We start from the raw sequence: 12191 nt of genomic DNA on the forward strand, positions 1-12191 counted from the left end.
GATCGGTGGTGGTCGATGTCATCCCAGCATCCGCCCCGGCCGGGCGGCATTCAACCCCCGGCGCGGCAGGGCTTCTCAGCGCGGCGGGGCCGTCGAACCAGGACGGCCGGTCGGGGCGGGCAGCACCACCCGGGGCAGCGCCGGGGCGCCCCGGCCTCGCCACTCCCTCGGGTAGCCCAGCGACACCTCCTCGAAGCGGACGCCGTCGTGCCAGGTGGTGCGCGGGATGTGCAGGTGGCCGTAGACCACGGCCGCCGCGCGGAACCGCAGGTGCCAGTCGGCGGTGCGGGTCGTGCCGCACCACTGGGCGAACTCGGGGTGACGCAGCACCCGGGTGGGCTCGCGGACCAGCGGGAAGTGGTTGACCAGCACCGTCGGCAGGGCGGGATCGACCGCGGCCAGGCGCCGCCGGCTCCGGGCGACCCGGGCGGCGCACCAGGCGTCCCGACTGGGGTACGGGTCCGGGTGCAGCAGCATCTCGTCGGTGCACACCACCCCGGCGTCGTACGCCCGGCGGAGCGACTCCGCCTTCGTGGCGGTGCCGGGGGCGTGGAACGAGTAGTCGTAGAGCAGGAACAGCGGGGCCACGACCACCGGGCCGCCGGAGCCGGACCAGACGGCGTACTCGTCCTCCGGGGTGAGCACGCCCAGCTCCCGGCACGTCGCCACCAGCTCCCGGTACCGCGCCTCGCCGCGCAGCTGCACCGGGTCGTCGCGCAGCGTCCACAGCTCGTGGTTGCCGGGCGCCCACACCACGGTGGCGAACCGCTCGCGCAGCAGGGCGAGCGTGGCGCGGACGTCGGCGACGTGCTCGGCCACGTCACCGGCCACGATCAGCCAGTCGTCGTCGGATTCCGGGCGCAGCCCGTCCACGACCGCGCGGTTCTCCGCGTACCGGACGTGCAGGTCGCTGACCGCGAGCAGCCGGCCGGCGCTCACCGGATCCGACCCGCCGCCGCGCCGACGCGGTGACACCCGGACCGACCCGTCCGCACGCCGCACCTCCGCTCCGCCGCCTGACGACGGTCCGCAGTAGGGTAACCAGCCGCCCGGACGGGCCGGGGCACGGCGCGGCGGCGGGTCAGGCGAGTTCGCGCCGCACCCAGCCGGCGAGGTCGCGGGCGCAGTCGTCGACCGCCTCCTGCCAGGTGCGGACCGCGCCGTCGCCGGCCTCGTCGCTGACCCGCTTGACGAGCCGGCACGGCACCCCGGCCTGCGTCGCCGCCCAGGCCACCGCGTAGCCCTCCATGTCGACCAGGTCGGCCCGCTGGGCGAGTCGCGCCCGGGTGACCTCGTCGGCCACGAAGGTGTCGCCGGTCGCGAGTACCGCCGTCTGCGCGCCCAGGGTCAGCGGCGCGCCGCAGACCCGGCCGGTGAGGCTGCGCAGCAGCTCGGCGTCGAGGTCGTGCTGGAGCACGGTGCCGATCTCGTGGATGCCCTCCCAGCCCGGGCGCAGCGCCCCCGCCGTGCCGAGGTTCAGCACGAGGCTCGGCTTCGCACCGGTGGCCAGTGCGGCGGCCGTCGCGGCCGCCGCGTTGACCTTGCCCATGCCGGTGAGCAGCACCGGCAGGTCCGTGCCGAGGTGCGCGGCTTCCTCCTCGACGGCCAACACGAGCAGCGGCACGCCGGACTGGATCTTGCCCCGAAGAATCACCGGCGCATCGTACGAGCCGGCCGGGGCGGCGCGGCCGGTGGACCGGGGCGCTGTCGGCCCGCTCACGCGCCGGCCACCCGGCGAGCCGGTCAGCCGGCCGGGACCGGTGCGGCGGCGCGGCCGGTGACCGGCACGTCCAGCGCGAGCAGCGCGCCGTCGAACGGGCCCGGGTCGGTCAGCCCGTACCGTGCGGTGGTCACGAAGAGCCGGTTCAGGCCGGGCCCGCCGAAGCAGACGCTTGTCGGTTGCCGGGCCGGCAGCCGGATCTCCCGCTCCAGCGTGCCGTCCGGCCGGTAGCGGCGCACCGCCGAGCCGCCCCAGAGCGCCACCCAGAGGTGCTCGGCCGCGTCCACGGTCATCCCGTCCGGTGCGCCCTCGGCCGGGTCGAGGCGCAGGAACGGCTCCCGGGCGCCGAGTGCGCCGGTGGCGACGTCCACGGTGAACCGGTCGACGTGCCCGCGCGGCGTGTCGGCGAGGTACATGGTGGTGCCGGCGCCGTCGAACGCCGGGCCGTTGGCGATGGTCAGGCCCGTCACCACGGCGACCGGGGCGGCACCCGGGTCCATCCGGTAGAGGGAGCCGCCGCCGGGCACCCCCGCGTACGTCATGCTGCCGGCCCAGAAACGGCCGTGCGGGTCGGCCACGGCGTCGTTCATCCGGGCCGGCTCGGCGCGGCCGCCCTCCAGGTCGGCGACCGGCCGGCGCGCCCCGTCCGCGTCGAGCCGGGTTACGCCGGTGCCGGCGGCGGCCAACCACTCCCCGGGCCGGCCGGCCACCGGGGCGACCGCGCCCAGCGGCACGTCGAGCCGGCGCACCTCGGTCAGCGGCGCGGGGCGGTCACCGCCGGTGGTCAGCAGCCGCCCGGCGAGCAGGTCGACGAGGACCAGCCGGTCGTCCACCCAACGGGCGCCCTCGCCCAGCTCCAGCCGGTCGGCGCTCCACGCGGTCGGCTCGGTCAGCTCCATCGTTCCTCCTCGTCGGACGGACGCGGCCCGGCATCCGGACCGCGACGGGGCTCGGTCACCGCGGCGCGGAAGGCCGCTGCCCGGGCCCGCAACCGTTCCGGGTCGCCCCCGTGGACGGCGTCGCCGAGCAGCGGTGAGCCGACGCCCACGGCGACCGCGCCGCGGGACAGGTAGTGGCGGGCGCTCTCGGCGTCCACCCCACCCACCGGCACGAACGGGACGTCCGGAAACGGGTCGCGCAGCGCGCCGAGGTAGCCCGGACCGCCGACCGAGGCGGGGAAGAGCTTGACGGCGGCGGCGCCCGCGGCCCGGGCGCGCACCACCTCGGTCGGGGTGAGCGCGCCCGCGAGCACCGGCAGCCCGAGCCGGGGCGCCTCGTCGAGGCTCTCGGCGAGGGCCGGCGTCACCAGGAAGGTCGCGCCGGCGTCGGCGGCGGCGCGCGCGTCGGCCGCGGTCAGCACCGTGCCGGCGCCGAGGGCGAACTCCGGGCCGAGGGCGGCCCGGGCCCGGCGCAGTGTGCCGAGGGCGTCCGCGCCGGTCAGCGACACCTCGATCAGCGCCACGCCGCTGTCGGCCAGGGTGAGCACCGAGGTCAGCGCCGCGGCCGGGTCCGGGCCGCGGACGATGGCGAGCAGGCGGTGCGTACGCAGGGCGTCGGTCAGGTTCATGGGGCACTTCCCTGTCGGTGGGCGGAAACGGTCAGCCGCCAGGCGACCTCCCCGCTGGCCGGGACGACGGCCGCGTCGTCCGGCCCGGCGTCGGCGAGGTCGAAGGCGGCGCCGAGCATCGGTTCCACGCCGACGCTGCGGTACGGGGCGTCCTCGGGCCAGCCCCGCAGGTTGCGCCAGAGGCCGACGCCGCGGGGCTGGCCGTCGCACTCCAGCTCGAACGCCAGCACGTCCGGCCCGTCCACGACCCGGATCCGCGGACAGTCCACCAGCACCGCGCCGACGGCGCTGCCGTCGTCCGGCCCCAGGGCCTCCAGCGCCAGCCCGGCCGGGGCGGGCCAGGCACCGGTCAGCCACGGGCGCCCCGCCGGCCAGGCGCCGGGTGGCAGCAGCGCGGCGGCCTCGGGGTGCAGCCGGGTGGCCGTGCCGGCGGGCGCCTCCAGGCGCGCCCGCGGTGACAGGTCGAGCAGCGCGTGCGCGGCCCACAGGAAGCGGTAGCCGGGGGCCGCGGCGAGCCGGTAGTCGACGACGATCACGCCGGAGCGCTCGCCGAGCCGGCGAGTGAGCGTGAAGTCCGGGCAGTCGACGACGGTCGCGCCGCCCGCCGTCAGCCGCCAGGGCCGGGACCAGGCGTCGCCGTGGTCCGGGTCGCCCCGGACGGTCGGCAGGCACTCCTCCAGCCCACCGGCGTCCACGAAGGCGGCGCCCGGCGACACGGTGTCCCGGCCCGGGGCCGAGCCCCGCCAGAGCCACTCCCGGTCACCGCCGCGCAGGCTGGTCCAGCGCCCGCCCAGGGCGGGGTCGGTCTCGACGCGCAGCGGCACCGGCCACTGTGGGATGTTCGGCGCGGCGGGACCCGGCCCGGGCGGGCGCGGCGCGGGCGCGTTCACCATTCGGCGAAGGAGCCGTCGGCGTGCCGCCAGACCGGGTTGCGCCAGGCGTGCGGGCTCTCCGCGGCCCGGCGCACGGCCGACTCGTCGATGGTGATGCCGAGGCCGGGCCGGTCGAAGCGGACGATGTGCCCGTCGGCGAAGCGGAACGGCTCCGGATCCACCAGGTAGTCCAGCAGCTCCGAACCGCCGTTGTAGTGGATGCCGATGCTCTGCTCCTGGATGAGGAAGTTCGGCGTCGCGAACGCCACCTGGAGACTGGCCGCGAGCGCGATCGGCCCGAGCGGGCAGTGCGGGGCGAGCAGGGCGCCGTACGTCTCGGCGAGCGCGGCGATCCGCCGCACCTCGGAGATGCCGCCGGCGTGCGACAGGTCGGGCTGCACCACCGACACCCCCGCCTGGAGCGGGGCGAGGAACTCCGAGCGCCCGTAGAGCCGCTCCCCCGTGGCGACCGGCACCGGCGAGCAGGTCACCACGTCGTGCAGGTGGTGAGCCTGGTCCGGCAGCAGCGGCTCCTCGACGAAGAACGGCCGCAGCGGCGCCAGCTCGGGCAGGATCCGGCGCACCGCGGCGAGCCCGGCGCGGCCGTGGAAGTCCAGGGCGATGTCACGCTCGTCGCCGAGCACCTCCCGTGCGGCGGCGACCCGCCGCACCACGGCGTCGACCTCTGCCGCGGTCGGGATCGGGGAGAGCTGCCCGCAGGCGTTCATCTTCACACCGGTCAGACCCGCCGCGGCCTGCGCGGCGGCGGCGTCGGCGACCTCGCCCGGCTCGTCCCCGCCGATCCACGAGTAGACCCGCACCCGGTCGCGGACCGGCCCGCCGAGCAGGGCGTGCACCGGAACCCCGTACGCCTGCCCCGTGATGTCCCACAGTGCCTGGTCCAGCCCGGCCACCGCGCTGGACAGGACGGGGCCGCCGCGGTAGAAGCCGCCCTTCGTGAGCACCTGCCAGTGCTGCTCGACGCGCAGCGGGTCCTCGCCGATGAGGTACTCGGAGAGCACCTCGACCGCGGTGCGGACCACCTCGGCGCGGCCCTCCACCACCGGCTCACCCCACCCGACCAGACCCGTGTCGGTCTCGACGCGGCAGAACAGCCACCGGGGCGAGACCAGGAAGGTCTCGATCCGTTCGATCTTCACCGGAACGCCCCTTCGTTCGCGACCGCGCCCACCCCAGCGTTCCTCTCGTCCGCGACCGCGTTCACCGGTCGCCCTTCCGCCCGCGCACCTTCTCCACGTCCCGTACGGCCTTGGCCAGCAGCTCCCGCATCGCCGCCTCGGCCGCGACCTCGTCGCCGGCCCGGATCGCGTCGACCACGGCGCGGTGGCTCGGGACCGGGTCGTCGTCGGCGTCCGTGCCGTGCACCAGCCGGTCGCGCTCGGCGAGCCCCGTCTTCATCACCACCTCCATCCGGACCAGCAGCTCGTTGTGGGTGGCGGCGAGCAGCGCCCGGTGGAACGCCAGGTCGGCGGCCACCGCGGCGACCGGGTCGCCGTGCGCCCCGGTCATCTCGTCGAGGGCCGCGTCGAGCGCGACCACGTCCTCCGCGCTGGCGCGGGTCGCGGCCAGCCGGGCGGCGGCCGGCTCGATGATGGCCCGCACCTCCTGCAACTGGTCGAGGAGCAGCGGGTGGGCCCCGTCGGCGAACTGCCACCGGATCACGTCACCGTCGAGCAGGTTCCAGTCGGCGCGGGGCCGGACGAAGGTGCCCCGCTTCTGGCGGGCGTCCACGATGCCCTTGGCGGTGAGGACCTTGAGGGCCTCGCGCAGCGCGGTGAGGCTGACGTCCAGCTCCTCCTGGAGCGCGGCGATGTTCAGGGTGGCGCCCTCGGGGATCTCCCCGGTGAGGATGCGCCGGGCGATCACCTCGACGGTCTGTCCGTGGACGCCACGGCCTGCGTACTGTGCCAATGCTCTTCGCGCCTTCTTCGCTCGTCGGTCTCGATCTCTCAGGCCGAGGCTTTCACCGCGGTCCAGCCACCGTCCACCACCAGGCTCGTGCCGGTGATGTAGGCGGCGTCCGGCGAGGCGAGGAACGCCACCGCGGCGGCGACCTCCTCCGGCGTGCCGAACCGCTTGGCCACCGTCTCCGCGACGCTGCGCCGGCGGTCCTCTGCCGCGATGCCGTCCCAGGCGCCGGTGAGGATCGGGCCGGGCAGGACGCTGTTGACCCGCACGCGCGGCCCGTACTCGACGGCCAGCTGACGGCCGAGCGCGACCAGGGCCCCCTTGGCGGCCGCGTACGCCGGCCGGCCGGGCAGGCCCACCAGGGCGTGCACCGACGACACCAGCACCACCGCGCCGGAGCGCTCGACCAGGTCGTCCAGGCACGCCCGGACACCGAGGAAGGCGCCGGTGAGGCTGACCCCGAGCTGGTGGTCCCAGGAGGCCCGGCTGGTCAGGTGCGCGGGGGCGACCTCGACGGCGTACGCGTTGCTGACCAGAATGTCCACCGGGCCGAACGCGGCCCGCACGGCCTCGACCGCGGTGGCCCAGGCCGCCTCGTCGGAGACGTCGGCCGTCACGGCGAGCGCCCGCGCGCCGGCGGCGGTCAGCTCCTCGACGACCGGCGCGGGATCGCGGACGTCGACCAGGGCGACGCGGGCGCCCTCGGCGGCGAGGCGGCGGGCGGTGGCCGCGCCGATCCCGCCGAAGGCGCCGGTGACCAGCGCTGTCCTGCCGTCCAACCGGCGTGCCACCGGATCCATCGACCACCCCACGCGTCGTTTAACCATTAATTACGAATACATCTTGACAGTCGGAGCGGGCTGGATGCAACCTTCTGGTCACACCGTTAACGAGACCGACACCGAGCGACCTGACGCGCAGCGTGTCGATGAGGAAGGGACCTCCCGTGACCGACTTCGATCCCGGTCGCCGCCGATTCCTCGGCCACCTCGGGCTCGCCGGCCTGGGCGCGCTCGGCGCCGGTTCGTTGCTGAGCGCCTGCGCCAGCTCCGCCAGCGGGCCCGCGAAGAGCGGCGGCTCCGGCAGCGTGACCGTCCAGTCCAACCTGTCGTCGCCCCAGGCCAAGACGGCGATCGAGAAGCTCGTCGAGAACTTCAACAAGCAGGGCAAGGGCACCGCGACGGTCAACACGATCGCCTCCGAGACCTTCCGGACCCAGCTGCCCACCTACCTCACGTCGGCGAACCCGCCCGACCTCTACACCTGGTACGCCGGCTCGGTGGCCAACGACTACGCCAGCAAGGGGCTGCTGCTCGACGTCTCCGACGTGTGGCAGGGCCTCGGGGAGTACCCGCAGTCACTCAAGACGCTCTCCACCGACGCCGGCGGCAAGCAGGTCTTCGTGCCGATGACGAACTACTGGTGGGGCTTCTTCTACCGCAAGAGCAACTTCGCCAAGTGGGGCGTGCAGGAGCCGAAGACCTGGGCCGACTTCCTGGCCCTCTGCGAGACCCTCAAGGGCAAGGGCGTCCCGCCCATCGGCATCGGCCTCGGTGACACCCCGTGGGTCGCCTCGGCCTGGTTCGACTACCTCAACATCCGCATCAACGGCGCCCCGTTCCACCGCGAGCTGCTCGCCGGCCGGCAGCGCTTCGACGACCCGAAGGTCAAGGCGGTCTTCACCCGCTGGCGCGAGGTGCTGCCGTACTTCGACCCGAAGGGCAAGGCCTACCCCTTCCAGGAGGCCACCACCGCACTGCTCGCGGGCAAGACCGGCATGTTCCTGATCGGCACGTTCTTCGCCGACGCGGCGCCGAAGGACGCCCTGGGCGACCTGGACTTCTTCCGGTTCCCGATCATCGACGAGGCCGTTCCCGTCGCCGAGGAGGCGCCGACCGACGGCTTCTTCGCCAGCGCCAAGACCGCCAACCCGGCCGGCACCAAGGACCTGCTGCGGTACTTCGCCTCCGTCGAGGCGCAGGAGGAGTACGTCAAGTCCAGCTCGGGCATCGTGCTGCCGGTCCATCCCAGGGCCAAGGCCGCCGACTCGCCCCTGGTGAGCAAGGGCAAGGCCATGCTGGAGAGCGCCGCGGAGCTGACCCAGTTCTTCAACCGCGACTCCAGCGACGCGCTCCAGCCCACGGCGGACACGGCGCTCACCAAGTTCATGGACAAGCCCGACCAGATCGACGCGATCCTGCGCGAGTGGCAGGCGTCCGCCGAGAAGGTCTTCAAGGGCTGACGTGACAGACGTGTCCACCATCGCCGAGACACCCGGGGCGGCCACGTCCACGGTGCCCGGCACACCCCGGCGGCGGCGACGGTCGGCCGGACTGTCGCCGCTGCTGGTGGCGTTCGTGCTGGTGCCCTTCGCGGTCGAGAGCATCTGGGTGTTCTGGCCGGCCCTGCAAGGCTTCTGGTTCTCGCTCACCCGGTGGGACGGCCAGACGCCGCCCGAGTTCATCGGCGTCGAGAACTACGTCGAGCTGGCCGGCGACGCCACCTTCCGGGGCGCCCTGGTCAACACGGTCATCTGGCTCGTCCTCTTCGGCGGTCTCTCCGTCGTGGGCGGCTTCGGCATGGCGCTGCTGCTGCAACGCGACCGGCGCGGCGTCGGCTTCTACCGGGCGGCGCTCTTCACCCCCGTGGTGTTCTCCCTCGTGGTGACGGCACTGGTCTGGCGGGTCTTCTACCAGCCCGACGGGGTCGCCGACACCATCCTGCGCGCCGTCGGGCTGGAGCACCTGATCCGGCCCTGGCTCGCCGACCCGCGGACGGCGCTCTACGCGGTGATCCTGCCGGCCCTGTGGCGGCAGATCGGCTACGTCATGGTGCTCTTCCTGGCCGGCCTCAAGGCCATCGACCCGGCGCTGCACGAGGCCGCCCGGATGGACGGGGCCAACGCCTGGCAGCGGCTGTGGTACGTGACCGTCCCGCAGCTCAAGGGAGTCAACGCCGTCGTGCTGTCGGTCATCGTGATCGACTCGCTGCGCTCGTTCGACATCGTCTGGTCGCTCACCCGCGGCGGGCCGTACCACTCGTCGGAGCTGCTCAGCACCTACATGTACTCGGCCGCCTTCCAGAGCCTGCGCCTCGGGTACGCCTCGGCCATCGCCGTGGTGATCTTCGTGCTCGCGCTCGCCGTCATCCTCGGCTACCTCGTCCGCGCGTTCCGGGAGGAAGCGTGATCCGCAAGCTCCGCACCGGGACCTTCCACACCGGAATGGTCCTGCTCTCGCTGCTCTGGCTCGCCCCGGTGATCTGGGTGGTCGTCATGTCGACGCGCACCTTCGACGACATCGCCGCCAACGGCGTGGGCAGCCTGCCGCGCTCGTTCACCCTCGACACCTACCGGCAGGCGTGGACGGACGGCGGCGAGCTGCGGGCGCTGGTCAACAGCATGCTCGTGACGATCCCGTCGGTGCTGCTGAGCCTGGGGCTCGCGGCGGTCGCCGCCTACGCGCTGAGCCGTTACCGGATCCCCGGGCGGCGCACCATCCTGCTGCTGATGCTCGCCGGCAACCTGCTGCCACCGCAGATCCTGCTCATCCCCGTGCAGAAGTTCAGCGAGCTGACCGGCCTGTACGACACGCTCTGGGCGTTGATCGCCGTGCAGGTGGGGTTCGGGCTCGGCTTCTACACCTTCGTGCTGCACGGCTTCATGCGGGACCTGCCCGGCGAGATCCAGGAGGCGGCGACCATCGACGGCGCCGGCCCGGGCCAGATCTTCGCCCGGGTGATGCTGCCGCTGACCCGGCCGGCGCTCGCCGCGCTCGGCGCGCTCTCGTTCACCTGGATCTTCAACGACCTGCTCTGGGCGATCACCGTGCTGCGCACCGACGACCGGATGCCGGTCACCCCGGCGCTGCTCGCGCTCCAGGGCCAGTTCGTCTCGTCGTGGAGCGTCATCGCCGCCGGCACGGTGATCGCCGCGGTGCCCACCGTGGCGGTCTTCCTGCGTTTCCAGCGGCACTTCATCGGCGGACTCGCGATCGGAGCGGTCAAGTGAGCGACATCCAGGACGCGCGCCGGTGGACGCTGCGCGGCGCGCGCACCGAGTACACGGTGACGGTGCCGGCGCACGGGCGCTGGCTGGAGCTGGTCGCGTGGGGGCCGCACGGTGTCGGTGACGGCCCCTCCCCCGTCGCGTACGACGGGCCGGTGCCCTTCCTCACCGCGGGCGACGCCGCCCCGGTCGAGTACGCCACCGACGCCGACCGCCCCTTCACCGGCGCCGACCTGGTGGTGGAGACGACCACCGGGCACCGCCGGGTCGGGTTCGCCTTCGCCGGGGCGGCGCACGACCCGACCGCCGGCACGCTCGCCGTCACGTTCGCCGACCCGGTCACCGGGCTGCGCGCCGTGCAGCACTACGCCGTGCCCGCCGGCACGGACGTCGTACGCCGCTGGGTGACCCTCACCAACACCGGGAGCGAGCCGCTGCGGCTGGCCCGCGCCGGCTCGGCCGGGTTCTCCGTGCCCACACCGCACGGCGCGCTGCTCAGCCACCAGTGGGGCCAGTGGGCGCAGGAGTTCCAGCTCTCGCACGTCGACCTGGGGCACGGGGCGTTCACCATCGGCAGCAGCCAGGGCGTGCCCGGGCACCTGCACGTGCCGTGGCTCACGGTCCGCGACCGGGCCGAGCCGGACGGCCCGGCCTGGGCCGTGGCGGTCGCCTGGACCGGCTCGTGGGAGATCACCGCCGAGCGGGACACCGGCGGGCTGACCCGCGTGCGGGCCGGGCGCCGGCTGCCGGACGGCCCGCTGGCGCTGCCGGCCGGCGGCGAGCTGACGCTGCCCGAGGTGGTGGGCGCGTACAGCGCCGACGGGCTGGGCGGGCTGGCCCGGGTCTGGCACCGCTACCAGCGGCTGCTCGCCGGGGACCGGCTGACGCCCCGACCGGTGCTCTACAACTCGTGGGAGGCGACGTACTTCGCGGTCGACGCGAAGAGCCAGCTCGACCTGGCCCGGATCGCCGCCGACCTCGGGGTGGAGACGTTCGTGGTCGACGACGGCTGGTTCGTGGGCCGCGACGACGACACCGCGGGCCTCGGCGACTGGACGCCCGACCCGGCGAGCTTCCCCGACGGGTTCGAGGCGTTCATCGCCGACGTCCGCGCGCTGGGGCTGCGGTTCGGGCTCTGGGTGGAGCCGGAGTGCGTCAACCCGCGGTCGCGGCTCTACGCCGCGCACCCCGACTGGGTCTACCAGGTCGACGGGCGGCCACTCACCCCGATCCGCAACCAGTACCTGCTCGACGTGGGCCGCCCCGAGGTGGCGGAGTTCGTCCACTCCACCCTCGACGGCCTGCTGCGCCGGTACGACATCGCGTACCTGAAGTGGGACTTCAACCGACCGCGCACCGAGCCCGGCCGGGCCGGCGCCGACGGGCCGCTGGACCTGGACGGCGCGCACGTCACCAACCTGCACCGGATCTACGAGCGGCTGCGCCGCGACCACCCGCACGTGCTCGTCGAGTCCTGCGCCGGGGGCGGCGCCCGCACCGACCTCGCGATGGCGGCCCGGGCGGACATCTTCTGGCCCAGCGACAACACCGGCCCGCTGGACCGGCTCGCCATCCAGCACGGTTTCCTGCACGCCAACGCGCCGCACCTGTTGAGTTCGTGGGTGACCGACGCGCCGGGGCTGTTCGACCCGCGCCCGCGGTCGCTGGCGTTCCGGTTCGTGCTGGCCATGGCCGGCGTGCTCGGCGTCGGCGCCGACATCCGCCGGTGGAGCGCGCAGGAGCGCGCCGAGGCGGCCGGGTGGATCGCCCGCTACAAGGAGGTCCGGGAGGTCATCACCCACGGCGAGGTGCACCTGATCGGCGGGCCCGACCAGGCCCGCTGCGCGGTACAGTACACCTCCCCCGACCGGCGGCGGGTGGTCGTCCTGGCCTGGCACACCGGCCGTTCCGACGGCGCCGGCCTGCTGCCGTCGCGCCCGGTGCGGCTCCCGCTGCGCGGCCTCGACGCCGAGGCCGGCTACCGGCACGGCGAGCGCCGCTACTCGGGCAGCCACCTCACGGCCGTCGGGCTGCCGGTGCAGTGGACCGCCACCCACGACGCGGACCTGGTCGTCCTCGACCGGGACTGACGGGCAC

At 74.5% G+C, this 12191-nt stretch carries 12 protein-coding genes; 4 read left to right on the forward strand and 8 right to left on the reverse strand.

Annotation, left to right across the window (positions count from 1 at the left end; all coding sequences use genetic code 11):
• Window positions 1-75 precede the first annotated feature (75 nt).
• The 8 genes from SM573_RS22470 to SM573_RS22505 form a co-directional block, all read right to left on the reverse strand.
• Entirely contained in the window at window positions 76-939 is an 864-nt protein-coding gene (locus SM573_RS22470) for a metallophosphoesterase family protein (RefSeq protein WP_474616978.1), read from the reverse strand.
• Between the two features lie 142 nt (window positions 940-1081).
• The gene (locus SM573_RS22475) at window positions 1082-1654 is read right to left on the reverse strand and encodes a nucleosidase (RefSeq protein WP_474610537.1); all 573 of its coding nucleotides are present in this window, start codon (window positions 1652-1654) and stop codon (window positions 1082-1084) included.
• 89 nt (window positions 1655-1743) lie between these two features.
• The gene (locus tag SM573_RS22480) at window positions 1744-2619 is read right to left on the reverse strand and encodes an SMP-30/gluconolactonase/LRE family protein (protein WP_474616979.1); all 876 of its coding nucleotides are present in this window, start codon (window positions 2617-2619) and stop codon (window positions 1744-1746) included.
• Window positions 2610-3287 carry a bifunctional 4-hydroxy-2-oxoglutarate aldolase/2-dehydro-3-deoxy-phosphogluconate aldolase gene (locus SM573_RS22485; protein WP_474616980.1) on the reverse strand — a complete coding sequence of 226 codons (678 nt, stop codon included), beginning with the start codon at window positions 3285-3287 and terminating at the stop codon, window positions 2610-2612. Before SM573_RS22485 ends, SM573_RS22480 begins: the two co-directional genes overlap by 10 nt.
• On the reverse strand, window positions 3284-4180 hold the full coding sequence (locus SM573_RS22490; RefSeq protein ID WP_474616981.1) for a hypothetical protein: 897 nt from the start codon (window positions 4178-4180) through the stop codon (window positions 3284-3286). The genes SM573_RS22485 and SM573_RS22490 overlap by 4 nt, the downstream gene beginning before the upstream one ends.
• Entirely contained in the window at window positions 4174-5319 is a 1146-nt protein-coding gene (gene dgoD / locus SM573_RS22495; RefSeq protein WP_474610541.1) for a galactonate dehydratase, read from the reverse strand. Before dgoD ends, SM573_RS22490 begins: the two co-directional genes overlap by 7 nt.
• Window positions 5320-5380: 61 nt before the next feature.
• Window positions 5381-6091: a FadR/GntR family transcriptional regulator gene (locus tag SM573_RS22500; protein WP_474610542.1), complete on the reverse strand. Its 711-nt coding sequence runs from the start codon at window positions 6089-6091 to the stop codon at window positions 5381-5383.
• Between the two features lie 38 nt (window positions 6092-6129).
• Window positions 6130-6888 (reverse strand): SDR family NAD(P)-dependent oxidoreductase, encoded by a 759-nt coding sequence (locus SM573_RS22505; RefSeq protein WP_474610543.1) that lies wholly within the window; start codon window positions 6886-6888, stop codon window positions 6130-6132.
• A 146-nt stretch (window positions 6889-7034) separates the two neighbouring features.
• Here SM573_RS22505 and SM573_RS22510 point away from each other — a divergent pair, with 146 nt between their 5' ends.
• From SM573_RS22510 to SM573_RS22525, 4 genes are read left to right on the forward strand one after another with little or no spacing between them, the layout of a single operon-like run.
• Complete coding sequence (locus SM573_RS22510) at window positions 7035-8330, forward strand: ABC transporter substrate-binding protein (protein WP_474616982.1); 1296 nt, start codon at window positions 7035-7037, stop codon at window positions 8328-8330.
• 10 nt (window positions 8331-8340) lie between these two features.
• Window positions 8341-9276, forward strand: a complete 936-nt coding sequence (locus tag SM573_RS22515) for a carbohydrate ABC transporter permease (RefSeq protein WP_474610545.1) — start codon at window positions 8341-8343, stop codon at window positions 9274-9276.
• On the forward strand, window positions 9273-10097 hold the full coding sequence (locus SM573_RS22520) for a carbohydrate ABC transporter permease (protein WP_474610546.1): 825 nt from the start codon (window positions 9273-9275) through the stop codon (window positions 10095-10097). The genes SM573_RS22515 and SM573_RS22520 overlap by 4 nt, the downstream gene beginning before the upstream one ends.
• On the forward strand, window positions 10094-12184 hold the full coding sequence (locus SM573_RS22525; RefSeq protein WP_474616983.1) for an alpha-galactosidase: 2091 nt from the start codon (window positions 10094-10096) through the stop codon (window positions 12182-12184). The genes SM573_RS22520 and SM573_RS22525 overlap by 4 nt, the downstream gene beginning before the upstream one ends.
• Window positions 12185-12191 lie beyond the last annotated feature (7 nt).

It is taken from the genome of Micromonospora xinjiangensis (assembly GCF_056150165.1).